This is a genomic window from Chrysiogenia bacterium, assembly GCA_020434085.1.
Taxonomy (GTDB): domain Bacteria; phylum JAGRBM01; class JAGRBM01; order JAGRBM01; family JAGRBM01; genus JAGRBM01.
In genome coordinates this window covers 1-24,932 of the sequence record JAGRBM010000343.1, presented here as the reverse complement: position 1 = coordinate 24,932, position 24,932 = coordinate 1, and the positions used below count along the sequence as shown (strand labels likewise).

20 protein-coding genes are annotated in these 24,932 nt (G+C 64.0%); 4 read left to right on the top strand and 16 right to left on the bottom strand.

Annotation, left to right across the window (positions count from 1 at the left end):
• Positions 1 to 5 precede the first annotated feature (5 nt).
• The 3 genes from KDH09_11940 (at position 6) to KDH09_11930 (ending at position 5,861) form a co-directional block, all read left to right on the top strand.
• On the top strand, positions 6 to 1,538 hold the full coding sequence (locus KDH09_11940; protein ID MCB0220399.1) for a prepilin-type N-terminal cleavage/methylation domain-containing protein: 1,533 nt from the start codon (positions 6 to 8) through the stop codon (positions 1,536 to 1,538).
• Positions 1,539 to 1,558: 20 nt separating this feature from the next.
• Complete coding sequence (locus KDH09_11935; protein ID MCB0220398.1) at positions 1,559 to 2,188, top strand: hypothetical protein; 630 nt, start codon at positions 1,559 to 1,561, stop codon at positions 2,186 to 2,188.
• 79 nt (positions 2,189 to 2,267) lie between these two features.
• Entirely contained in the window at positions 2,268 to 5,861 is a 3,594-nt protein-coding gene (locus KDH09_11930; GenBank protein ID MCB0220397.1) for a hypothetical protein, read from the top strand.
• A gap of 96 nt (positions 5,862 to 5,957) precedes the next feature.
• Here KDH09_11930 and KDH09_11925 read toward each other — a convergent pair whose 3' ends face one another.
• Complete coding sequence (locus KDH09_11925) at positions 5,958 to 6,692, bottom strand: hypothetical protein (protein ID MCB0220396.1); 735 nt, start codon at positions 6,690 to 6,692, stop codon at positions 5,958 to 5,960.
• Between the two features lie 172 nt (positions 6,693 to 6,864).
• Here KDH09_11925 and KDH09_11920 point away from each other — a divergent pair, with 172 nt between their 5' ends.
• Positions 6,865 to 7,743 (top strand): hypothetical protein, encoded by an 879-nt coding sequence (locus KDH09_11920; protein MCB0220395.1) that lies wholly within the window; start codon positions 6,865 to 6,867, stop codon positions 7,741 to 7,743.
• Between the two features lie 316 nt (positions 7,744 to 8,059).
• Here KDH09_11920 and KDH09_11915 read toward each other — a convergent pair whose 3' ends face one another.
• From KDH09_11915 to KDH09_11845, 15 genes are all read right to left on the bottom strand, one after another.
• A complete protein-coding gene (locus KDH09_11915) occupies positions 8,060 to 9,556 on the bottom strand; it encodes an NADH-quinone oxidoreductase subunit N (protein ID MCB0220394.1) in 1,497 nt (498 codons plus the stop codon).
• 13 nt (positions 9,557 to 9,569) lie between these two features.
• Complete coding sequence (locus KDH09_11910) at positions 9,570 to 11,183, bottom strand: NADH-quinone oxidoreductase subunit M (GenBank protein ID MCB0220393.1); 1,614 nt, start codon at positions 11,181 to 11,183, stop codon at positions 9,570 to 9,572.
• Between the two features lie 15 nt (positions 11,184 to 11,198).
• Positions 11,199 to 13,271 carry an NADH-quinone oxidoreductase subunit L gene (gene nuoL, locus KDH09_11905; GenBank protein MCB0220392.1) on the bottom strand — a complete coding sequence of 691 codons (2,073 nt, stop codon included), beginning with the start codon at positions 13,269 to 13,271 and terminating at the stop codon, positions 11,199 to 11,201.
• Positions 13,272 to 13,342: 71 nt separating this feature from the next.
• Entirely contained in the window at positions 13,343 to 13,648 is a 306-nt protein-coding gene (nuoK, locus tag KDH09_11900) for an NADH-quinone oxidoreductase subunit NuoK (GenBank protein MCB0220391.1), read from the bottom strand.
• 1 nt (position 13,649) lies between these two features.
• Positions 13,650 to 14,162, bottom strand: coding sequence for an NADH-quinone oxidoreductase subunit J (locus KDH09_11895; GenBank protein MCB0220390.1), 513 nt, complete (start codon positions 14,160 to 14,162; stop codon positions 13,650 to 13,652).
• Complete coding sequence (locus KDH09_11890; protein MCB0220389.1) at positions 14,163 to 15,440, bottom strand: NADH-quinone oxidoreductase subunit H; 1,278 nt, start codon at positions 15,438 to 15,440, stop codon at positions 14,163 to 14,165. It lies immediately after the preceding gene.
• Positions 15,441 to 15,452: 12 nt separating this feature from the next.
• Complete coding sequence (locus tag KDH09_11885; GenBank protein ID MCB0220388.1) at positions 15,453 to 17,048, bottom strand: (2Fe-2S)-binding protein; 1,596 nt, start codon at positions 17,046 to 17,048, stop codon at positions 15,453 to 15,455.
• A 27-nt stretch (positions 17,049 to 17,075) separates the two neighbouring features.
• On the bottom strand, positions 17,076 to 18,356 hold the full coding sequence (nuoF, locus tag KDH09_11880) for an NADH-quinone oxidoreductase subunit NuoF (protein ID MCB0220387.1): 1,281 nt from the start codon (positions 18,354 to 18,356) through the stop codon (positions 17,076 to 17,078).
• Entirely contained in the window at positions 18,357 to 18,854 is a 498-nt protein-coding gene (nuoE, locus tag KDH09_11875; GenBank protein ID MCB0220386.1) for an NADH-quinone oxidoreductase subunit NuoE, read from the bottom strand.
• Between the two features lie 9 nt (positions 18,855 to 18,863).
• Positions 18,864 to 20,105 carry an NADH-quinone oxidoreductase subunit D gene (locus KDH09_11870; protein MCB0220385.1) on the bottom strand — a complete coding sequence of 414 codons (1,242 nt, stop codon included), beginning with the start codon at positions 20,103 to 20,105 and terminating at the stop codon, positions 18,864 to 18,866.
• A gap of 18 nt (positions 20,106 to 20,123) precedes the next feature.
• Positions 20,124 to 20,606, bottom strand: coding sequence for an NADH-quinone oxidoreductase subunit C (locus KDH09_11865; protein MCB0220384.1), 483 nt, complete (start codon positions 20,604 to 20,606; stop codon positions 20,124 to 20,126).
• A complete protein-coding gene (locus KDH09_11860) occupies positions 20,603 to 21,223 on the bottom strand; it encodes an NADH-quinone oxidoreductase subunit B (GenBank protein ID MCB0220383.1) in 621 nt (206 codons plus the stop codon). The genes KDH09_11865 and KDH09_11860 overlap by 4 nt, the downstream gene beginning before the upstream one ends.
• Before the next feature lie 12 nt (positions 21,224 to 21,235).
• Positions 21,236 to 21,664: an NADH-quinone oxidoreductase subunit A gene (locus tag KDH09_11855; protein ID MCB0220382.1), complete on the bottom strand. Its 429-nt coding sequence runs from the start codon at positions 21,662 to 21,664 to the stop codon at positions 21,236 to 21,238.
• A gap of 82 nt (positions 21,665 to 21,746) precedes the next feature.
• Positions 21,747 to 23,327: an NADH-quinone oxidoreductase subunit N gene (locus tag KDH09_11850; GenBank protein ID MCB0220381.1), complete on the bottom strand. Its 1,581-nt coding sequence runs from the start codon at positions 23,325 to 23,327 to the stop codon at positions 21,747 to 21,749.
• 28 nt (positions 23,328 to 23,355) lie between these two features.
• Positions 23,356 to 24,891, bottom strand: coding sequence for an NADH-quinone oxidoreductase subunit M (locus KDH09_11845; GenBank protein ID MCB0220380.1), 1,536 nt, complete (start codon positions 24,889 to 24,891; stop codon positions 23,356 to 23,358).
• Positions 24,892 to 24,932 lie beyond the last annotated feature (41 nt).

Below are 24,932 nucleotides of genomic sequence, written 5' to 3'. Positions count from 1 at the left end.
CGTCGATGAGCATTTTTGAGAAAAAGAAGACAGAGCTGATCTCGCGCCGCCGGCGTTCGGGTTTCACCATGATCGAACTCATGGTTGCCCTCGGGGTGTTCTCGATCTTCCTTTATGCCTCTTCGGGTTTCTGGGGCACGATGATCAACGGCCCGTTCCACAACCAGGAATTCATTGCCGACCTGCAGCAGACCTCGCGCATTGCGCTTGATTTCATGGGCGGCGAACTCAAGCAGACCGGTGCCGGGCAGCTCTTTACGCCGCAGCCTCCGCACAGCTCGCCGGGCTATGCGATCATCCCGATCAAGATTTCCGACGACTCCATTTACGGTCAGAGCGGCCCGCTCCCGTTGGTGACTTCCGATGGCGGCCCGGACGGGCCCGATGAGATCACAGTGGTCTACGGCGTGCAGGGCCGCGTGGCCCGCGTTGAATCCGATGACCTGGGCGGGCTGATCCAGCTGGATTTCCAGCTTCGCGACGACACCCAGGATGCGTCGGTCAGCACGAACCCCAACACGAACCCCAACCCCTATCCATTCTTCACCGGTTACTTCAACCCGGCCAAGCCGAGTCCGTTCTCGCCGGGGCATTTCGGATACGACAATCCCCAGGATCAGACCTGGGTCAACAGCATGCTGCTGATCAAGACGGCGGCCGGCGCCGGATCGGCGGCACTGGGCGTCTCGGGCCAGAGCGGCCAGCGCGCCCAGTACCGCGTGGTTCGGGTGACCGGCGTCGAGCCCGTGGTGACCCCGGGGGCGGGTTTCCTCGCCAATGTGAATTACGTCGAAGAGCCCGAGAACCCGCTCAACCGCTGGTTCCAGACCATTGCCGATATCAACGGCGGCACCGAAATCCTGAACATGCGCGATGGACTCGCTGACGCGACCAAGAACCAGCACTACCTCGACCGCATTACGGCCGGCGGTGGCACCCTGCTTGGCTGCGCGCCGCGCCAGAGCCAGAGCGATCCCTACTCGGCCTGCTACACGGCGATGCTCATCCAGATGCGCACCTTCTTCATCGCGCCGCCCGGACACCCGGCCAACCCGCTGGGGACCGAGCCCGCGCTGGCGATGATTCCCTACACCCAGGCGCCCAAGTCCGGCTCGCTCGGCGACCATGCGATCGTTCTGGTCGATGGCGTTGAGGACATGCAGATCGAATACTTCTTCAGCCGAAACGGCCCGGGCATCGGCCTGGCAACCACTGACCCGCAGCTCAACCAGGGCGTGCACGACCCGCTCGTGGCCGATGGCGCCGTCGGTTACCAGGGATACTGGGATCCGGCGATGCGCGTGCCGCGCCTGGCGAACCTGACCGGCGTGCGCATGTCGATTCGCGCCGGCAAGTATGTGGACGGCGTCCTGCGCACGCCCTACGAGCCGCTGGCCAACCGGACCGATTACTCCAGCGTGGAGGATCCGGCCCATCCCAAACTGGCGCGCATTACGCGGGTCTTCATGTCCTTCCGCAACGTCGATACCCCGTATCGGCCCAAGGACGCCAACCCGATCGTCATTTCGGGAAGCTGAGTCAGGCGAGGAGCAGAAACGTGATTCGAGAAAAACTACATCGCAAGCAATCGCCGGCCGAACGCGGCATTGCACTGATCATCGCCGTCTTCATGCTTGTCGGCCTGACCGGTCTGGCCATGGCAACCATCCAGAGTTCGGGCATCGGTTACACCGAGGCCCGCGCCGTGGCCGGCACCCTCGGGCGTTCGAGCTGCCAGGACCAGGTGGCGCGCTACATCATCGAACAGCTCGATCGCGACCAGCTCGACCGCGTGAGCCGCATGATCAACGCCGGCACCTGCGCTTCGGCGGCGGTGGGCTGGGTCAATTTCGGCGCCGGCATTCCCGCCGGCGACGACGGCACCACGTGCCTGACGCCCACGCCTTCGTGCAATCCCGACATCGGCATTCTCTCGACGCAATATACCTACGACCCGTGCCCCGACACGCGGGCGATCGCGCTGGTGGCTCCCACGCCCTACACCCCCGGCGGCGAAGTCGTCGGCCAGTCCGTGGGCGATGGAAAGAACCGCAACTCCAACCGCATTCCGGTGCGGATCGTGGTGAGCGACCTGCCCAAGTGCGATGCGGGTGCGCTCGATTCGTATCTCGACATTGCCTACATCGCCACCTTCACCTGCTCGAACTGCGGGCAGGTCGATTACTAGGAAAGTGAAGCGGCCGCCTCCGGGCCGCGCAAGGAACAGGAACATGAATTCGAGGGGTAGACAGCGAAGGAGTCCGGTCATGGAGACCAAGGAAACCAGCCAGAAATTTTATGGCAGCGGCCCGCTCAGGTGGGCAGGCATGGGGATGCTCGCACTGGCACTGATGCTCGTGGGGCAGCTCGCACTGCCCTCGCGTGCACACGCGCAGGCGGACGTTCCCTTCTACGCGAACACCGAAGTGGAACCCAACGTCCTCTTCGTGCTGGATACTTCGGGTTCCATGGCCTGGAGCTTCCAGGTCATGGACGGCGCCATGCGCACCCGCCTCGAAGCGGCCAAGAAGATCCTCACCGGTGAATATGGTCACGGCGGCGGCGGTGGCGGCAGCACCGGTCCGAACTGCCCCGATGGCACCAGCGTGGTCAGCGGCAAGTGCGCGCGCAGCGTTCACCAGCACTGCGGCTGCGGCGGCGGCTACTACTGTGCGCCTCCGCCCTACAACGATTGCAACTGGTGGCTCGACAACCGCGGCAACACCAGCAACTGTCCCGACAGCTTCTCGCCCAATGACCCGGTCATGGTTCACGGCTACTGCCACGATCCCTGGCCGCAGAGCAGCACCTTCAGACGCGGGGGCAATCGCTACGCGGAGGTTCCCGAGCTTCCCCCGCCGCCGCCCACGGCGCAGGTCTCGATCATCGATGCCTTCGGATCGCTGATTAACTTCGCGTTCTCAACCTACAGCGGCAGTTACAGCTCATCGAGCACCAGTGCGGCGATTCACTTCCCCAACGGCCAGGGCACCACGACGTTCTCCAATGACGACAACCCGGGCCTGAAAGCGACGATTCTCTCCCAGAGCGCCAGCGGCAACACGCCCACCACCCAGGCGATGCGTGATGCCGGTTGCTGGATCATGGGCGAAGACAACATGAACGACGCGCTGCTGCGCGTGGCGACCAGCCCGGACCCCGACATCCCGTTCCCCAACGGCGGCGAGCAGGTGACGACGGTCATTTACCAGAACATCTGTCCCAACTCGATGAACAATCCCTCGATCGTGCCCTGTCCGGGCAACGCCGGTTGCGACCCGGCCTTCGGTTGCCGGCGCACCTTTATCATTCTGATCACCGACGGTGAGGAAACCTCGGGCTGGCCGGGAAGTTACAACCAGCCGCGCGGGCGCAAGACGATTGCCTCGGCGCTGCGTCGCTCGACCTACCTGACCGGCGGCGAGGGTGGCATCCCCACCTATGTGGCCCTGATGGCGCCCTGTAACATCAACAGCAATGACAACGACGGCAACGGCATTCCCGATGACTGCCAGGCCAACAACAACAATCTCGTTGAGGAAGGCGATACCTGGGCGCGCTACGGCGGCACGGACGCCACGCCCGATCCAGATGATTGCACCAAGCCCAACAACGACGGTGGGGAATCCTTCCTTGGCACGAGCGCCGAAGCCCTCTCAGACGGCCTGCGTCGCGCGCTTGCCTGCGTGCTCGAGGGCAGCCACACCCGCGCGCAGCCGACCTTCGTTGCCACGTCGACAAACTTTGCCAAGAACTCCGAGATCGACGGTTACTTCTCCATCCAGCCCGGTGAGCGCTGGTGGCGCGGTGAGTTGCAGGCCTTCAGCTTCGAGCAGATCAATGCCGGCGACCTCGAAACCCCCCTGTGGGACGCCGGCAAGCAGCTCAACGCCCGCACGGCCAGCAACCCGCGCAATCTCTACGTGACCACGCGTGAGCCCTGGAATCCCGAGCCGGTCTCGCTTGGCGATGCCACGCTGGGGGCCACGGCTCCCTCGCTCGATCCGCCGCCGGTGACCAGCTCGCAGGTGCGTGAATTCAAGCCGACCGCGTCTTCGGCTCTGGCGGACATCGTGGGCGTGACCACCTCGCGCATGTCGCAGCTCATTACCTTCCTGCGCGATGAGGATGGTCCGGCCAACACGCTGACCTTCTCCGATGGCTCGCCCAAGCCCTGGTCGCTGGGCCCGATCGTCAACTCGAGCCCGATCATCGTGAATCCGCCGGTCTTCGACTTCCGCGTCGGCGCCGGCACGACCTACGCCGACTTCGTCCGTGCCCACGCCGAGGATCCGACCATGATCTACGTGGGCGCCCAGGACGGCTTCATGCACGGTTTCGTTCTCAGCGATGAAGCCAAGAAGACGGGGCTGAACCCCGGCGGCGAACTCTGGGGCTTTATGCCTTATGAGGCGATCCTGCGCATGCCGGCGATGGATGCCGGTGTGATTTTCACGGTCGACGGCACGCCCTCGGCCAGTGTGGTGCGTTTCCACAATGATCCGAGCAGCGACGTGGACGACAGCTTCCACACGGTGCTGGTCTTCTCCCTGCGCGGCGGCGGTTTCTCCACCATTGCGCTCGACATCACCGACCCCACAACGCCGCGGCTGCTCTGGCAGAACACGCACATTGCCATGGGCCGCACGTTCTCCAAGCCCAACATCGCCGAGTACGGCATCGAATGGGACGGCGGTCAGCTCATGCGTCGTTGGATGGTGGCCATGGGCGCCGGTTTCAACCCGACCCGTCCCGATGGTGACCCGATCGTCGTCAACCCGATTGAGTGTGCCGACATCATCGACGGCCTGTGCATCGATGAGAGCGGTGATCCCTATGAGCCGCCGGAGCCGGCCGATCCCGATGACTTCGACCCGGGCCTTCCGGGCGTGGGCAACTGGGTTCTCTTCTGGGATCTGGAGACCGGGCGTCTGGTACAGAACGTTCCGATTTCCGACGATCCGGCCATCAACCGCTACAACTCCGTGGCGGGCGACCTGCTGGCTCTCGACCGCGACCTCAACGGCACGGTGGACAACCTGATCTTCGGCGATCTCGAAGGCCGCCTCTGGAAGATCCTGACCTACAAGACCAATCCCGAGGACTGGTGGACCGACAGCATTCCCGCGGCCGATCCCCAGCTCGGCCTGGACCCGGGCAAGTCGCCCTGCGTGATGTTCGACCAGGGTTCGCTGGCTGCCGACCTGGGCATCTCGGAGGCCGAGGCCCGCCGTCCGATCTTCTACGCGCCCGCGGCGACCTTCGACTGCAATGGCTTTGTGAACCTCGTCTGGGGCACCGGCGACCTGACCGACCCCAACGACACGCAGTCGCGTGACTTCCTGTTCGCGATCAACGATCCCGACGGCAGTTCCTGCGGTGAGTCCAGCCCCGATGCCGCCGCACGCGATTTCACCTGTGACGAGATCGAGGACGACCAGCTCAAGCAGGACATCGAGGATGCCTTCCCGTTCGTGATGGAACCGGGCGAGAAGATCCTTTCCTCGCCGCTGATCGTCAACGGGCGCTTCTTCGTCTCCACCTTCCAGCCCCAGGGCAGTGGCTGCAGCATCGGACGCGGGCGCGTGATTTCGGGCCCGGCCATCTGCTGCCGCCTGCAGCCTGAGCCGGGAGCCAACTCCTTCGAGGTGCTCAATGTCAGCGAGTGGGGCGATGCCGCGCCGCCGCTGATCATCGGCCCCGATGGCCAGCCCACCTCGGTGCGCGCGGTTCAGGACACCGGAGCGCCGCAGGCCCAGTTCCTCGAACTCGAGCGCGACCGCCGCATCCTGCACTGGCAGAACATCTTCGGTGTGGGCGGCATCAAGCCCTGCGCTTCGCCGACGGCTGCCTGTAACTGATCATTCCTGTCCCACAGCCAAAGGGCCCTCCCGATCGGGAGGGCCCTTTGTTTTTGCGCGTTTGAAACGAGTCAGACGGAGTGGCGGTCGGGAATCCTAGGAGGCCGCACTCTCGAATCCTCTTCGGAACTTCGGGCTGAAAAACTGGTCGTAGCCGGGCGGCGGGCCGACCCCCAGTTTGCGGCGCACCTCCTCAAGGGGCTCTTCGAGCAACTCCACCCAGTTCTGCACGAGGAACCACCTGGCACGCAGGCCGCGGAGCGCGGCTTTCCAGATGATTGCCGCGTGTCGGGGGGCGAAGATCGGCGTGAGCACGTTGGGTGGTATGAGCAGCACGCCCAGGCCGGGGTTTCTGCTCTGGGCGAGGGTAAAGTTCAGCACGGCCACCTCGCCGATGAGATCGGTTTCGTAACCGGTGACCACGTGGAACAGGTCGTGCGTCAGGCCCGCCCACTGGTTGAGGAAGAGCTCGTCTTCGGAGAGGTGACGCTCGTAGTCGCTCCGGGCGCCCGGCTCTGCCAACGCGTCCATCAGCCCGTCCGCCGAGATCTTGTACCGCACCACGAAGTCGAGATAGGCGCGGCCCAGGCTCTTTTCCGGAAGGGAGGCGAGCCACTCGCGGTTGCGCAGGGCAGCCAGCAGGTCCGGCTTTTCGCGCAGCAGGCGCCGGCCCTCTCTGGTGCGGCGGGCCCGGCGGGCAATCCGCTGGGGGGATTTGCCCTGAAACGCGCGCACGACCACTCCCACCTGCCCGGTATCGTCGGGATCGCGCATCGAACGTCGCAGCGCCCGAAGTCCCTCTCCGGGGCGGATTCTGAAGGGTGAAGCCATGGGGCTCGCGCTCCTCTTGCCGCGCCGCACGCGGCGGGCCGCCGGGCCGGATTGCCCGGGCTCTGGCCTGACCAGTCCAGCATGACGCGCCCGCGCGCCGTGATCAACTCCGCGCTTTCATGTGACGCCGCTCGTCACAGTGCTGTGCAAAGCTGGAGGCAGGAGGGCTGCCATGGACCAGCAGATTCCCAGGAACCGACACGAACGTCGCGCCGCCGAGAGCGCGGCCCGCCGCGCCCGCGCGTCGGGGGCGCGTTCCGCTCCAGACGATCCGGGGCCCATCGGGCGGGAGGGCCCTGCAGCGCCGCCGCTCCATGAAGCGCAGTCCACCCAGACGCAGCCGCGCCAAACGCAGCCGCCAGAGACCAGCCCAGATTCGGCCGGGGAGGGCAAGGAATCGCCCAGGGGGCTCGAGCGCCATTACCTGGAGATCTACGGCCGGATTCGCGGCCCGCTCTTTGAGAATCCGCGCGCGGTGGTGTGCCGGGTGATTGCGCTGAGCGCCGTGAGCCGGCTCTGCCGCGCCGGCACCGAGCGCAGTCTTCGGGTTCGCGCGGCCCGCGTGCTCGATGAGGCGCTCGCCGAGGTGCCCGACTCCAACCGCCCTGCCACGGGGGAGGCCTTTGCCCGCGCGAGCGCCGCGCTGGTGGATGTCTCGCGCGCGGTGCGCGGCTGGCACGAGGGGCAAGACCTGCCCGGCACTTTCGTGGAGATTTTCGCGCGCCATTGCGGAAAACTCGGCGAGATCGAACACATGCGCCACTACGCCTGGGGCGAGCTGCTGGCGGCGATTTTTCTCACCGGTGACGACGCGCTCTGCCTGCGCGCGGCGCGCACGCTGCTCTCGCGCACGCGAAGCGAGGCCCGCAAGGTCGGTTACGAGCGGCCCATCGAGAAAGACCCCGAGGCCTGCCAGGTGATTGCGGATGCCCGCGCGGAGCGGGCGGGCGGGGCGCCTTCGCGCGGCGGAGCTGAGGAGCGGCCCGCTCCCACCGGGGGCGAGCCCGCCTGGAGCGGGGGCTACGAGTGCAGCGGCGCCGGGCCGCCGTAGAAAAAATCACGGAAACCGGATTTCGAAAAACGCTCAAGGAAAGGAGGAACGGCGATCGGGAGAGAAGACAACTGGTGATGGAGTGATTCAGGCAAGGGATGAAAGTCGGATCGAGGCTGGCGTGCGCGTGGTCGCAGGGACCGTTTCGTCCACGTTCACGGGTGCGGGCACGGAGATACCAGCGCGTGTGATTGCGATGTTCGGACGCGAATGAAAGCGGCGAAGCCTCAGCGAAGTCGGGTCTACGCAGTAACGGGCGCGCGGATGCCAGCACGAGTGAATGCGAAATTTGACCGCGAATGAAGGAGGCGAAGCCTCAGAAGGCGGCGGCGATGGCGTGGCTGAATTCTTCGAGGTAGCCGGGAATGAACCAGCCAAGGCCCGGCAGGAGGTTGAGGCCCATTTCCAGGGTGACCAGCAGGGCGATGACGATGACGGCCGAGAGGGCGATGCCGCGCGGCGCAACGGCCGGGATGGGCGCGCTCTCATCGCGGGGATTCATGTAGGAGACGACCACGACGCGCAGGTAATAGACGACGCCGATGACCGAGCTCAGGATGCCCAGGATGGCCGGGCCGGCCAGACCGGACTTGATGGCCGCGGCAAAGAGGTAGAACTTCGCGGTAAAGCCGCCGGTGGGCGGAATGCCGGCGAGCGCAATCATGAAAAAGGCCAGCACGGCGGCGATGAGCGGGCGCTCCTGCGAGAGGCCCGTGAGGTCGCTGTAGCGGGTGCGCTCATATCCCTCGCGCGAGAGCGAGAGCAGCACGGCAAAGGCGCCGACGTTCATGAAGGCGTAGACCATCAGGTAGTGGATCACTGCGGCGCCGGCCTCGGTGGGAAGCGTGCCCGAAGCGGCGACGCCCAGCAGGAGGTAGCCCGCGTGGGAGACGCTCGAATAGGCGAGCATGCGCTTTACATTGTCCTGACGCAGCGCCAGCACGTTGCCGGCCAGCATCGTGCCCACCGCCAGCCACGAGATGAGCGGCTGCCACAGGTAGGCGAGCGGGAAGAGTGCGACCGAGAGGGTGCGCAGCAGGATGCCGAAGGCGGCGGCCTTGACCGCCACGGACATGAAGGCGGTTACCGGCGTGGGCGCGCCCTGGTAGGCATCGGGAACCCACATGTGGAAGGGGAAGGCGCCGACCTTGAAGGCCATGCCGACGAGCAGCAGGCCAAGGCCCAGCATGGCAAAGAGCGCCGTGTGCGATCCCTCGGTGATGTCGCCAAGGCGCAGGCCCATTTCGGCCAGATTGGTCGTGCCGGTCGCGCCATAGAGGAAAGCCATGCCGTAGAGCAGAAATCCCGTGGCAAAGGCGCCCAGCAGGAAATACTTCATCGCCCCCTCGGTGGAGGCGTCCTGGCGGATGCGATAACCGGTGAGCGCGTAGACGCTCACCGACATGGTTTCGAGACCGATGAACAGGGTGGAGAGATCGCCGGCGCTCACCAGCACCTGCATTCCGCAGGCGGCGAAGAGCATGAGCGTGTAGTAATCGGCGCCCTTCATTTTGTAGCGGTTGAGATAGGCAGGCGATACGAGCGCGCCCAGGATGACGCAAATGGCGACGAGGCTGAGCAGCAACACCACCGTGCCGTCGATGATGACGGCATCGGAGAAGCCCGCGCCCACCTCGCCGCGCAGGCAGAGCGAAGCGCCCAGCGAGGCCGCCGCGGTGATGAGCGTCGTAACGAAGAACAGGGTGTGCTTGCGGGCGCCCAGAACGAGGCCCTCGGTCAGGACCACGCAGCCGCCCAGCGCCATCAGCAGCGGCGGCAGGACGTAGTGAAAATTGATGTTGAGCTCAGGCACGGCGCTCGTTTCCTTACTCGTGTTCGGCCAGGGCGAGTTCGCTCCCGGCTTCATCATTGCTTCGATCGGCAAGCAGCTCGGCCAGCGCGGCGCGGCCCTCGGCATCTTCGGCCGGCAGGCTCGCCATCACGGCATTGTCTTCAAAGCGGCCGAGGAAGGCCTCGGTGCTTGCGTGATAGGTCTTGAGGAACGGCCCGGGTGCAAGGCCCATGATGAACACCAGGGCGAGCAGGGGCGCCAGGTAGGCCAGCTCGCGCGGCTTCACGTCGGCAAGGCGCTCGTTCCTGGGATTCGTAAGCGGTCCCCACAGCACGCGCTGGATCATCCAGAGCATGTAGATCGCGCTCAGGATGACGCCCGTCGCGGCAAAGGCCGCGTGGAAGGAGCCGTAGTGGTTGTTGGCATTGAAGGTGCCCAGCAGGATGAGGAACTCGCCCACGAAGCCGTTGAGCCCGGGCAGGCCGATGCTCGAGAAGGTCACGATCATGAGTAGCGTGGCAAAGACCGGCACCACGCGGGCAAGGCCGCCGTATTCGGAGATCAGGCGCGTGTGCCGGCGCTCGTAGATAATGCCTACCATCAGGAAGAGCAGGCCGGTCGAGACGCCGTGGTTGAGCATCTGGAGCATCGCGCCCTCGAATGCCTCGGGCGTGAGTGCGCTGATTCCCAGCACGACAAATCCCAGGTGGCTGACCGAGGAATAGGCGACAAGCTTTTTAACGTCGGGCTGCACCATGGCAACCAGCGCGCCGTAGATGATGCCGACCACCGCCAGGCTTCCAAGCCACGGGGCGAAGGCCACGGCGGCTGCGGGGTAGAGCGGCATCGCGAAGCGCACCAGGCCGTAGGTGCCCATCTTGAGAAGGACGCCGGCCAGAATGACCGAGCCGCCCGTGGGCGCCTGCACGTGGGCGTCGGGAAGCCAGGTGTGCAGCGGGAAGAGCGGCACCTTGATGGCAAAGGCCAGGGCAAAGGCCGCAAAGCACCAGAGCTGCACTTCATAGTGCATTGGCGTATTGAGCAGGTCGAGCAGCGAGAAGGTGACCGTGCCCGTCTGCTCGAAGTGCATGTAGACCAGTGCCGCGATGGACAGCAGCATCAGCACCGAGCCGAACATGGTGTAGAGGAAGAACTTCACCGCGGCATAGATGCGCTGCTCGCCGCCCCAGATCCCGATGAGCAGATACATGGGGATGAGCATCGCTTCCCAGAAGACATAGAAGAGGAAGAGATCCAGGGCGAAGAAGGCGCCCAGCATCCCGGTCTCCAGCGCCAGCATGGCGGCCATGTAACCGGGCAGGCGCTTCTCGACATTGGAGAAGCCCGCAAGAATGACGAGCGGCGTGAGCAGCGTGGTCAGCATGACGAGCAGCACGGTGAGCCCGTCGACGCCCAGGAAATACGAAATTCCCCAGCCGGAGATCCACTCATAGCGCTCGGCCATCTGGATGTCCGGGTTGGCGCTGTCGAAGCCGCAAAGGATCGCCAGCGAGACCAGGAAGGTCAGGCCCGAGAAGAGCAGGGCCAGGCCCTTGGCCTTGGCGTCCGAGCCCTCGCCGCGCGCGGCGGCAAGGATGACCAGCGCTCCGATGAGCGGCAGGAACAACGTGATGGAGAGAATCGGCATGTTCGTTCCTTTCGCCTACCGCAGGGCCAGATACCCGAGGATGAATACGACGCCCAGCAACATGCCGACCGCGTAGCTTCCGACGATGCCGTTCTCGGCACGGCTCAAAAGCCCGCCGAGCCCGCGGGCGGCGGTGCCCATGCCGCGGACGGTACCGTCGATCACGCGCTCATCGATCACGCGCCAGAGCACGCTCTCGGAGAAGCGACGGATGGGAGTGACGAAGACAAAGTCGTAGAGCTCGTCGATGTAATACTTGTTCGAGAGAACGCGGCGCACGACCGAGAGGGCGTCGCCGAGAGTTTTTGTAAGACCCGGCTTTACCGCGTAGCAGAAGAGCGCCGCGCCGATGCCGGCAAAGGCAATGAAAGTGGAGATGAGCGCGAAGCTCAGCTCCTTGGCGGTGTCTCCATGCCCGGCAACCGCTTCGGCGCCATGGGCCCCGTGCCCTGCAACGGCGGTGTGGGCGGTGTCGAAGATCCCGCCGAGCCAGCCCTCGATGGCCAGGTGCCCGCCCAGGAAATGGGGCAGGCCGACATAGCCGGCAAAGATGGCGCCGATAGCCAGCACCCAGAGTACCGCAGTCATGCTGACCGGCGACTCGTGGGGATGGAGCTGCTGCGGGGTGACTTCAAAACCGTAGGCGTCGATGCGCGACCTGGCTGCCTTGAGCGCGTCCACCTCGGCGGGCACATGGGCTTCGACCCAACGCTGCTCGCCGTGGAAGGTCAGATACAGGATGCGCGTCATGTAGAAGGCCGTGCAGAAGGCGGCCAGCACGCCCATGCCCCAGAGCACGCCGGGCATGAGCGCGGTGAGCGTTTCGTGACCGGGCACGATGGGCGGGACAAAGTAGCCATGGTTCATCACCGTCTTGGCGAGGATCTCGTCCTTCGAGAAGAAGCCCGAGAAACCCGGCACGCCGGCAATGGCGATGGTCGAGATAAGGAAGGTCAGCCAGGTGTGCGGCATGTGCTTGCGGAGCCCACCCATCAGGCGGATGTCGGTGTTGTTGCTCATGGCATGCATCACCGAACCGGCGCCAAGGAAGAGGCAGGCCTTGAAGAAGGCATGGGTGAAGACGTGGAAGATGCCCATGGCATAAGCGCCCGCGCCGATGCCCATGAACATGTAACCGAGCTGCGAGACCGTCGAGTAGGCCAGCACCTTCTTGATGTCGTTCTGGACGAGCGCGATGCTCGCGGCAAAGAGCGCCGTGGTCGCGCCGGTGATCGCAATGAGGGTGAGCGCCACCGGGCTCTCCGAGAACAGGAAGTGCATGCGTGCGCACATGTAGATGCCCGCGGTCACCATGGTGGCGGCATGAATGAGCGCCGAGACCGGCGTCGGGCCGGCCATGGCGTCGGGCAGCCACACGTAGAGGGGGATCTGCGCGCTCTTGCCGCAGGCGCCGATGAACAGCAGGATCGCCGCGACGGTGGGAAGCCGCATGGTGAAGCCCCAGAGCGTGATGGTCTGCTCGGCAAGGCCCGCAATCTGGCCCTGCAGGCCGGCCACTTCGAGCGTGGCGTGGTCGAGCTGCCAGGTGCCCCAGAAGATGACGAACATTCCCAGCAGGAAGGCGAAGTCGCCGATGCGGTTGACGACAAAAGCCTTCTTGCCGGCCTTGGCATTCTCCGTGCCCTCGTACCAGAAGCCGATGAGCAGGTAGGAACAAAGGCCCACGCCCTCCCAGCCGACAAACAGGATGGGCAGGCTCGAGCCCAGCACCAGGGTCAGCATCGAGAACATGAAGAGGTTCAGGTAGGTGAAGAAGCGGCTGAAGCCGCGATCGCCGTGCATGTACCCGTGCGAGTAGACGTGGATGAGCAGGCCGATCCAGCAGATGAATGTGATGTAGAGAGCCGAGAGGCGGTCCACGACCAGAGAGACCGGGATGCTGAGCCGCCCGGAGGCGATCCATTCCCAGGCAGTAGCGGTAAGCCGCACGGGCTCCTCGTGGGAGAGCACGATGATGAGCGCATTGGTCGCCAACAGCGCCGATCCGAGGACCGTCAAACAGCCGAGCAGGGCGGTGTTGCGCTCGCTGAGCGGCTTGCCGGTGAGCGTGAGCGCGCCATTGACCATCGCGCCCAGCAGGGGGAGCAGCGGGATGAGCAGTAGCCACTGCGCATGGATGTCGGCTTCGTGCACTTCTCTTAACCCTTCAGCAGGTCGAGGTCTTCGACGTTCACGCTCTCGCGGTTACGGAAAATGGCAATGAGCAGCGCCAGACCCACGGCGGCCTCGGCTGCGGCAACGGCGATGGACAGCACCACCATCACGTGTCCCGATCCATCACCCCAGTGGCGGGCGAAGGCGGCGAACGAGAGGTTCACGCCATTGAGCATGAGCTCGATGCTCATGAGAATCATGATGACATTGCGGCGCGTGACCACGCCGAAGATGCCGGTACAGAACAAGAGCGCCGAGACAATGAGGTAGTGGCCGAGCGTGATTTCCATATCAGGCCTCCTCCTCTTTGTGGGCGATGGCCACGGCGGCCACGACCGCTGCGAGCAGCAGGACCGCGACCATCTCGAAGGCCAGCAGGTAGCGCTTGTAGAGCAGGACGCCCAGCTCCTTCGCGCTGCCGAAGTCGGCGGGGATCTCCGCGGCAAAGCCGACATTTCCCATGCCGATGATCTTCGGGGCGAGAATGAGCAGCAGCGTGGCCGTGGCGACAAGGCCGATGGCCCGCGCGGCGTCGTTGCGGCTCGCAGCGAAGGATCCGAGGCTCGTGATGTCGAGCAGCATGATGACGAACAGGATCAGCACCGTGATGGCGCCGGCATAGATCAGAATCTGCGCAGCCCCCAGGAAGTGGGCGTCGAGCAGGATGTAGAGCGCGGCCAGGTTGAAGAACGTGACCACGAGGTACATGGCGCAGCGGATGGCGTGGTCGCTCGTCACGACGAGCACCGCGCTTCCAACGGCCATGGCCGCAAAGAGGTAGAAAAGGATCGTTGCGCCGTCCATTTAGCCCACGTCCTTTCCGTAGAGAATCAGGCCCGTCACCAACACGTTGAGCAGCGCCAGCGGCAGCATGTACTTCCAGCCAACGGTCATGAGCTGGTCATAGCGGAAGCGCGGCAGGGTCCAGCGCACCCAGATGAAGAGGAAGCAGAAGAAAATCGTCTTGGCCATGAAGGCGAGAAGCTGGAGCACGGAGGCGAAGATGCTCGCCCCTGTGGCGCCAAGCTCGGGCGAGAAGCCCGTCAGCAACAGCACCAGCGCCGCGGCGGCAGCGGGGCCAAAGCCCGCCACCACGGCAAGCACGGCCGCGTCGATATCCTTGCCGCCGCGCTCGTTGCCGCGCACGAACAGGAAGCTGAAGAAAGCGCCCATGAGCGAGCCGCCGATGAGCGTGACCCACAGCAGTCCGGTGAGGATGGGCGAGGCACTCGATACCAGTGTCGCCGATTCGACAAAGGGAATCTTGTAGCCGCCGAAGAACAGGCTCGTGATGATGGCAGAGGCCACGATCATGTGCGCGTACTCGGCCATGAAGAACAGGGCGAAGCGCAGGCTCGAATACTCGATGTGGAAACCGGCAACGATCTCACTCTCGCCCTCGGGAAGGTCGAAGGGGTTGCGGTTGGTCTCGGCAAAGGCGCAGACCACGAACAGGATTGCGGCGATGGGCTGCACGACGACGCCCCAGTTCCAGGGCGCCGAGCCCTGATGGGTGACGATCTGATCGAGGCGCAGCGAGCCGTTGACCATGATGAGCGCCAGCAGACACAGCGCCATGACGAGCTCGTAGCTGATGATCTGGGCCGAGGCGCGAAGCCCGCCGAACATGGTGTACTTGTTGTTCGAAGCCCACGAGGCGAGGATCACCGCGTAGACCCCCAGCGAAGCGATCGCCAGAATGTAGAGGATACCGACGTCGAGCTGGGCGACCTGCATGGGGAAGGCGCGCTCGCCGATCTGCACCGTGCCTGCGTAGGGGATGACTGCGAAAGTGACCAGCGCCACGGACATCGCAATGGCCGGCGCCAGGAAGTGGAAGGGCTTGTAAGCGGCCTGCGGGGTGACGTCTTCCTTGCCGATGAGCTTCACCACGTCGGTGAGCGTGTGGACCATGCCGAACATGCGCACCGGACCGGCATGGGCGTAGGTCGGCCCGCGGCGGTCCTGCATGTAGGCACTCGCCTTGCGCTCCATCCAGATCAGGAGGGGCAGTGTTTGAAGCACGATGAGCAGCATCAGTGCGATGCGCAGTACCATCATGCCGATATCAAGCAAATCCATCCCGGTCTCCACTTACTGCCCGAGCTTTGCGCCCTGGTCTCCCAGTGCGTTCCAGCTCAGGCCCGAAAACTGCTTTTCTTCGGCGGCCAGCGCGTCGAATACCTGCGCGCCCTCTCCGCCGGGAATGTCCGCGCCCAGGGCGGCGGCCATGTCCTGGAGAATCTGCACGCCGGTGCGCGCCTCGACCTGCGGCTTGATGGCCGGTGCAAAGCGCTGCACGCGCCCCTCGAAGTTGATGAAGGTTCCCTGGCTCTCCAGGTGATGGGTCGCTGCCAGCACGGCGTGCGCGCGCTGCGCGGTGGCGTGATAGTAGGGGCTCTGCACCATGAGCCACGAAAGCTTCTCCGCGGCCTTGGCAAAGCGCTCGGCCAGAGGGCCGGTAGCGGCCAGATCGTCGCCGAGCATGTAGAGCGCCTTGATGGTGCCGGCCTCGATGCCCTCGATCACGGACTCGATTGTGTCGGTCAGCCCCAGCGCGGCGCCGGCGCGGGCGTTGGGCGCCTTGTCCCCGGTCTTGAGCAGCTTGTCGGGGCCGCCCTCCTTGTAGAGATCGGCGGCCGGGAAGGCGACCTTTGCGCCGGGGAAGCGCGCGGCAAAGAGCTTCTTGAGCAGGTAGTTCTCTTCGGTGGAGGCCAGCGGGCTGCCGATGGCGGCAATGGCCTGCGGGCCTTCCTTCTTCTCAAGGAGCTTGATGACGTCCGCGCTGCGATCGAGCACGCGGCGCCAGTCTGTGTATTCGGAGTTGTCACCGCCGCTGCGAAGGCGCGGCTTGAGAAGGCGGCCCTCGGCGTGCACCTGCTTGTAGGTGAGCCGGCCCTCGTCGCACATCCACCACTGGTTGACGTCCTGGTTCTCGCGCGGCTTGTAGCGGTAGACCTTCGCGTTGTGCGAGCCGACCGTCACGTTGCAGCCGCGCGAACAACCGGCGCAGATGCTCGGAGTGTAGTCCATGAACCACACGCGCTTCTTGAAGCGGAAATCGCTGTGGGTGAGCGCGCCCACCGGGCAGATGTCGACGATGTTGACCTGGTAGTCGCCGCTGAGCTTGGCCTCATCGTTGTAGAGGCTGATCAGGCTCACCGCGCCGCGGTTGATCATGCCCAGCTCTTCCTTGCCCTCGATCTCGCGGCAGAAACGAACGCAGCGCGTGCAGAGAATGCAGCGCTCGGCGTCGTAGGTGACCTGCTCGGAGAACTTCTGGCGCTTGGGCTTGTGAACCTTGGAGTCGAGCGGGACCTGCGAGGGCTGCCGGTCGTACTGCATGTAGTAGTCCTGCAGCTTGCACTCACCGGCCTGGTCGCAGATGGGGCAGTCGATGGGATGATCGACCAGCAGGAACTCCATGACGTCGCGCTGCGCTTCGCGCACCTTTTCGCTGGTGTGCTGGGTCTTGACCACCATGCCGTCGCCCACGGTCGTCATACACGAGGGCATGAGCTTGGGGGCCTTCTCGACCTCCACCAGACACATGCGGCAGTTGCCCTCGGGCGAGAGGCCCGGGTGCCAGCAGTAGTGACCAATGTCGATGCCATTGTCGGCGCAGGTCTGGATGACCGTGGCGCCGTCCTTGGCTTCGAATTCTGTCCCGTCGATGGTGATCTTCGGCATTGGTCTTATCCGGCTTCCTTCGAAGCCTCAGGCGGCCTTTCCGGGCTGCACCAGGCTCTTGCCGGTGCGCGCCTTGTAATCGAACTCTTCACGGAACTTTGTCAGGAAACTCTTGATGGGCATCGCCAGCGCGTCGGCCAGCGGACAAATGGTCCGACCGGTCATGTTGTTGGCGATGTGGAGCAGCGTCTCCACGTCCTCGGGCTTTCCTTCACCGTCGTCGATGCGGCAGAGGGTGCGGTGTGCCCAGCTCGTCCCGCGGCGGCACGGCGTGCACTGCCCGCAGCTCTCGTGCGAATAGAAGTGGCCGAGCACGCGGAGCATGTGCACCATGTCCACGGTCTCGTCCATCACGATGCAGCCGCCCGATCCCAGCATGGTGCCGTTGGCGGCGCAGGATTCGTAGTCGAGATTGACCTTCTCCACCTCTTCGGCGGTGAGCACCGGGACCGAGCTGCCACCGGGGATGCAGGCCTTGAGCTTGCGACCCTTCCAGATACCGCCGGCGGTTTCGTTGATGAAGTCCTTAAGCGGCATGCCCAGCTCGATCTCGTAGGTGCCCGGGCGCTCCACGTGACCGGAGATGCTCATCAGCTTGGAGCCGGGGCTCTTCTCGGTTCCCATCTTCTTGTAGGCCTCGGGGCCGTTCTTGATGAGCCAGGGAAGCGCCGCAATGGTCTCGACGTTGTTGACCACCGTGGGGCAGCCATAGAGGCCGTGCACGGCGGGGAAGGGCGGCTTGATGCGCGGCTGGCCCTTCTTGCCCTCGAGGGATTCGATCAGGCCGGTCTCTTCGCCGCAGATGTAGGCACCAAAACCCGAGTGCACAGTGACCTGAATGTCGTAGCCCGTGCCGAGCGCATTCTTGCCCACGATGCCGGCGGCCTTGGCCTCTTCAACGGCGGCACGCACGATGGCGAGCTGGTCGTAGAACTCGCCGCGGCAGTAGATGAAGGCGTGGTGACACTTGAGCGCCTTGGCCGCGATGAGCACACCTTCGATGAGCAGGTGCGGTGTGCGCTCGAGGACGTAGCGGTCCTTGGCGGTGCCCGGCTCGCTCTCGTCGGCGTTGACGCAAAGATACTTGGGCTTTTCCGAGTCGATGGGCACGAAGCTCCATTTGAGACCCGTGGGGAAACCTGCGCCGCCGCGGCCGCGAAGGCCGGTGGCCTTGACGTGCTCGATGAGTTTGGGCGAATCCCAGTCGGAAAGAACCTGCTTGGCCATCTCGTAGCCGCCGTGGCTCTTGTAGACGTCGAGCTTGTGGGAGTTTTCCACTCCCCAGAGGGATGTCAGAACCTTTTCCACTCAGTTCCCTCCCTCTTCGCGGCACTTCGCGATAAGCTCGTCGATCTTCTCTTCGTCGAGCTCCATGACGTAGTTCTCACCCAGCAGCATGGCCGGCGCCTTCTCACAGGCAGCCAGGCACTCGACGTGTTCGAGGCTGAACAGGCCGTCCTCGGTAACTTCCTTGCCGCCCTTGATGCCAAGACGCTTCTGGCAGTGGGCGTAGATCGCCTCGCCGCCGCGCAGGCAGCAGGAGATGTTCGTGCAGACCTGGAAGTGATACTTCCCGACCGGCTTGAGGTGGAACATCGTGTAGAAGGTCGCCACTTCGCGGATGCGCGCAATGGACACGCCCACCAGCTCGGCGGCGTATTCCATGGCCTCGGGGCTGACCCAGCCCTTTTCCTTCTGGATGGCCTGCAACACCGGGAGCGTAGCGCTGGCGCGATCGGGATACTCGGCCACTGCCGTCTTCATGACGGCAAGTGTCTCTTCGCTGAATTTGATCGGTTCGCCCATGCCTGTTCCTTACCGGTCCAACTCACCCGCGATGATGTTCAGGCTGCCCAGGATCGCGATTGCATCGGCGATATAGTGACCCTTCGCGATCTGTTCAATTGCCTGGAAGTGCATGAAGCTCGGCGCGCGCACCTTCACCCGGTAGGGGTTGGCGCTGCCGTCGGAGACGATGTAGAAGCCGAGCTCGCCGTTGGCGGCCTCGGTGCACGAGTACACTTCGCCGGCCGGAGGGCGCACGCCCTCGAAGATCAGCTTGAAGTGATTGATCAGTCCCTCGATGGAGTTGTAGACCTCCTCCTTCGGGGGCAGCGCGATCTTGGGATCGCTGATCATGACCGGGCCGTCGGGAATGCGCGCGACGGCCTGCTCGATGATGCGCATGCTCTGGCGGATCTCCTCGACCCGCACGAAGAAGCGGTCCCAGCAATCGCCCTTCTCGCCCACGACGACTTCCCAGTCGAACTCGTCGTAGTGGTAGTAGGGCTGGTCCTTGCGCACGTCGTAGGCCACACCCGAGGCGCGAAGGCACGGGCCGGTCCAGCCCCAGGCCAGTGCGTCCTCTGCCGAGACAACGCCCACATCGCGCACGCGGTCGTTGAAGATGCGGTTCTTCTGCAGCAGCTTGAGCATGCCGCCAAGGCCGCGGTCGAGTTCCTTGAAGGCGTCTTTGAGGTCGTCTTCAAAGCCAGGATAGATGTCGTAGACGACGCCGCCGATGCGGGTATAGGCGTTGGTAAGCCGCGCGCCCGAGAGCTTTTCGAGAATGTCGTAGATCTTCTCGCGCGGGTAGAAGGTGTACCAGAAGTTGGTCAGACCTCCGAGGTCCAGCGCGCCGATGCCGTTGCAGACAAGGTGGTCGGCAATGCGAGAGAGCTCGTCCACGATGACGCGGATGTAGATCGCGCGCTCGGGAACCTGATCTTCTATGCCCAGCAGCTTCTCGACAGCCTTGGTCCAGCACGTATTGTTCATGCAGGCCGAGAGGTAGTTCAGGCGATCGGTGTAGGGGATAACCTGCTGGTAGTTGACCTGCTCGCACTGGATCTCGAAGCCGCGGTGCAGGTAACCGATCTCGGCCTTGGCACTGACGATCACTTCGCCGTCGAGAACGGCTTTGAGGCGCAGCGTCCCGTGCGTGGCCGGGTGGGCCGGGCCGATGTTGACCGTAACCGGATGCTCGACCGACTCACGCTCTTCGTGATCGGGGAGGTTCTCCGGGGAGAGGTCCAGCTTTTCCTGCTCGGCTGCCATGGTGCGTGGTGTGTTTCCTTACAGGTCTTCCGGGCGCGAGAGGATCTGCCGTCCATCGACGGGGTAGTCCTTGCGCAGGGGATGGCCCACGAATTCATGATGATTGAGGATGCGCTCGAGATTGTGGTGACCCTCGAACACGATTCCGAACTGGTCCCAGCATTCGCGCTCAAGCCAGTCGGCCGACTTGAATACGCCAGTGAGCGTGGGGACCTTCGGGTGATCCTCGCCGACCTGCACCTTGAGCAACAGGCGGGAAATCCCCTCGCTTGAATAACCGAAGAGGTTGTAGACCACTTCGAAGCGCGGCGTGCGTCCCATGTGAAGCAGGTCCACGCCGGCCACGTCGCTGAGCATCTTCAGGCCCGCCTCGTCGCGCAGCCAGGTGGCGATCTCTACCAGGGCATCGGCGCTCAGTGTGAGCATGGCATCGCCGCGCAGGTCACTCACGGAGAGAACCTTCGCGCCAAAGCGCTCCTGAATCTTCTCGACAAGACTCATGAGCGCCCGCCTTTCTCGATCTGGTGGAGCTTCTCGGCCGGGTTGCCCTGCGGGGCCTGCAGCAGGTCCTTGAGCTCTTCGGCGAAGACGTGCGAGCGGCCGCGCTCGAAGTTCGAGCCCTGGGCGATCTTTTCCTGCAGCAGCAGCACGCTGCGCAGCACGGCCTCGGGGTGGGGCGGGCAGCCGGGCACGTAGACGTCGACGGGAATGACCTGATCGACGCCCTGAAGGGTGCAGTAGTTGGTGTAGAAGCCGCCCGAGGAAGCGCACACGCCCATGGAGATGACCCACTTGGGCTCTGCCATCTGGTCGTAGATCTTCTTGATGATGGGCGCCATCTTCATGGTGATGGTGCCGGCGACGATCATCATGTCCGCCTGGCGTGGGCTGAAGCGCACGAGCTCGGCGCCGTAGCGGGCGATGTCGTAGCGCGGGCCCAGCATGGCCATCATCTCGATGCCGCAGCAGGCGGTGCCGAAGGGATAGGGCCAGAGCGAATACTTGCGGCCCCAGTTGGCGACGGCTTCGAGCTTGGTCAGCACGAAGCTCTTCTCGGCGGGCTCGTCACCGATGGTGACGCCCGGGAGCTTGGAGATGTCGGGAATGTTCCGCGCCATGGCCAGGGCTCCTTACGCCGCTTCCTTGAGCTCTTCGCTCTCGTAGTGAGCGAGCATCTGCTTGCGTGTTTCGTTCTTCGACCAGTCGAGCACGCCGCGCCCGGCCGTGTAGGCGAGGCCCAGGAAGAGGATCGCGATGAACACGATCACCATGGCGAGCGGACCAAAGCCCTCGGCCTTGATCTGGTCGCGATAGGTCACCGCCCAGGGATAGAGCAGGGCGGCTTCGACGTCGAAGATGATGAATTCGATGGCCACCAGGTAGAAGTGCACACTGTAGCGTCCGCGGGCGGTGCCCTCGGGTTCGATGCCGCACTCGTAGGTGGAGACTTTTTCGGCGGTCGGGTTGCGCGGTCCGACAAAGCGCGAGAGCAGGATGAAGGCCCCTGCGAAGACGGGCGCAATGGCAAAGAGGATCAGAATCGGAATGTAGGGATTCACGTTTTGCCTCCTTCAATCACCCGTCCGCGCGCCGTCGGCGGCGCGCGGGACTCTACTCAAAACAAACCAGGGCCGGATCAGGTCAACTGAACGCCCACTCGGCGGCGTCGATGAGCCACCCGAAGGACACACCCATTACCACGGTCGGGATCACGAAGATCATGAGCACGGTCATAGTGGCCCACGAGACGCTCAGGACCGGCAATGCCTTGGCCGGTTCGGCTTCCTCGGCGCTGTCGAAGGAACCGGCCATCATCGCGCGGATGACCCGCACGTAGTAGAACAGGCTGATCGCGCTGTTGAGAACGCCGATGACCAGAAGAATCCACAGGCGCGATTCGCCGGCGCGGGCGGCCTGCTCAACGACTGCGCCGAACAGGTAGAACTTGCCGGCAAAGCCCGCCAGCGGCGGCAGGCCCGTCAGCGAGAACATGAACACGCACATCGCGATTCCAAGCCACGGGGCCTCCTTGAAGGAGCCGCGGAAGGATTCGAGATCGTCGCTGCCGCGCTGCTCGGCAATGACCTGCACCACATAGAAGGCGCCCAGGTTCATCACCGCATAGATCACCAGGTAGAGCGGAATCGAGGCCATCGCGCGCGGGGTGAGCGCTACAAGGCCCATCATCAGGTAGCCCGCGTGGGCGATGGACGAGTAGGCCAGCAGGCGCTTGACGTTGCTCTGGCGCAACGCCGCCAGGTTGCCCAGCGTCATGGTTGCGATCGAGAGAATATAAATGGGAGTGCGCCAGTCGATGTGGCCCAGGATCTCCATGGTGGCATGGCCGGCCAGGTTCGTCTCCGTCGGGGCGGACAGGCCGAAGACGAAGAAGCGCATCGCCAGGGCAAAGCCCGCTGCCTTGGGACCCACGCTGAAGAACGCGGTCACCGGCAGCGGCGCGCCCTGGTAGACGTCCGGGCACCAGAAGTGGAAGGGGACCGAGGCGATCTTGTAGCCGATGCCCGCGAAGACGAAGAGCATCGCCATCATCATCAGCACGTTGTTGGAGTAATCGGCGCCCCGGAACTTGTAGGCGATCTCCATGATGTTGGTCGTGCCGGCAAAGCCGTAGATGAGGCTCATGCCGTAGATCATGATGCCCGAGCTCATGGCCCCGTAGAGCAGATACTTGAGCGAGGCTTCCGATGAGCGCAGCGAGCCGCGCACGAACCCGGCCAGGATGTACGAGAGAATCGAAACCATCTCAATGGAGAGATAGATCATCAGGAAATCGGCCGAGGTGGCCATGAACATCATGCCGAAGATCACCGCCAGCATCAGGGCGTAGAACTCCAGCAGGTGGTCCTGCATGATTTCCTTGCTGCGTTGGGCGATCAGGATCGAAAGAAGGCCGATCCCCAGGAAAAGGAACTTGAAGAGGATGGCGAGCTTGTCGATGACGAGCATCCGGTTGCCGATGCCAAGGCCCACGAAGCTCGGGCCCGCGCCCTCGTCGAGGAAGGGGCGCAGGGTGAACATATAGAGTGCAATGCCGGCCGCAACGATGAACGCGGCGGCGGCCCAACCGGCCTGCTCACGCTGCTCGTTCTTGGAGAACTTCAGCGACATCAGCACCAGTGCGACGACTCCGATAGCCAACATGAGCTCGGCGCTCAGCGCCCGAACGACAGCGGCGAATTCGGTTACGGGTACGGGATTCATCTTGCTCTCCGTCCTTGGTGTTTCCGGCTCAACCGCCCACCAGCTTGACCACGGCTTCCATCGAACCGTTGATCAGGTTGAGAATCGGGGCGGGATAGACACCAAAGAGCAGCGTCAGAGCCGCGAAGGGGACCAGCGTCAGGACTTCGCGGCGGTTGATCTCGGGAAGCGTGTCGTACTTGGGATTCTTGGGACCAAGGAACACGCGCTGCACCATCCACAGGCAGTAGGCCGCGGTCAGCACCACGCCGGTCACCGCAATCATGGTCAGCGTCTGGTAGGGGCCGAAGGCGCCCATGAAGCAGAGGACCTCGCTCACAAAGCCCGAGAGGCCCGGCAGGCCCAGGTTGGCGAAGAATGCGAACCCGGCGAATGCGGCGAAGATCGGCATCTGCTGCGCCAGTCCGCCGAAGCCCTCGATCTGGCGATGATGGGCGCGGTCATAGATGACGCCCACCAGCAGGAAGAGCATGGCGGAGATGGTGCCGTGGTTGAACATCTGGAAGAGCGCGCCGGTCCAGCCCTCGGGGGTGAGCGCGGCGATGCCCAGCAGGCAGTAACCCATGTGGGAGACCGAGGAGTAAGCGACAAGCTTCTTCATGTCGGTCTGGGCCATTGCGCACAGCGCGCCGTAGACGATGTTGATCACGCCGAGAATGGCCAGGAAACCTGCGAACCAGTTGGCCGCGTCGGGGAAGATCGGGAAGTTGATGCGCATGATGCCGTAGGTGCCCATCTTGAGCAGCACGCCGGCCAGGATGACGGAGATCGGCGTCGGGGCCTCGACGTGCGCATCGGGAAGCCAGGTGTGGAACGGGAAGACCGGCACCTTGATGGCAAAACCGATGAACAGGCCGATGAAGAGGACCCTGCCGAAGTTGAAGACGTGACCCATGATCTCGACCGAGCGGTTGTAGCTCTCGGCGTTGGCCATCATCTTCAGCAGGTCGAAGCTGTGATCGTTGGCGAAGTAGAGCGCCAGCATGGCCAGCAGCATCAGCACCGAGCCGGCCAGGGTATACAGGAAGAACTTGATGGCCGCGTATTCCTTGCGCGGGCCGCCCCACACGCCGATGAGGAAATACATCGGCAGCAGCATCACTTCCCAGAACACGTAGAACAGGAAGAAGTCGAGCGAGACGAACACGCCCGTCATGCCGGTCTCGAGAATGAGGAAGAGGGCGAAGTAGGCCTTGATCGCCTTCTTGATGCCGAAGCTGGCGATGAGCGCGAAGAAGCTCACCAGCGCCGAGAGGAAGACCATCGTGATCGAGAGGCCGTCCACACCGATGTAGTATTCGATGTTGAAGGCGCTGATCCAGCTTCCGCGCTCGACGAACTGCATGTTCTCGGGATTGATGGCGCCCGGCGCGATGGCCACGACCGATCCATCGAACGCAAAGAACGTCAGGTATGTCGCCAGCACCAGGGTCACGCCGGCGAAAGCCAGCGAGACGTAGCGAATGGCGTCTTCCTTCTCGTTCGGCATGCACAGCACGACGACCGCGCCCATCAGGGGGAGGAAGGTGATCAAGGTGAGCAGGTGCCCGTCAATGAATCCCATCTTTGGATGACCTCTTCTTTAACCCGGACGCGCCCGGCGCG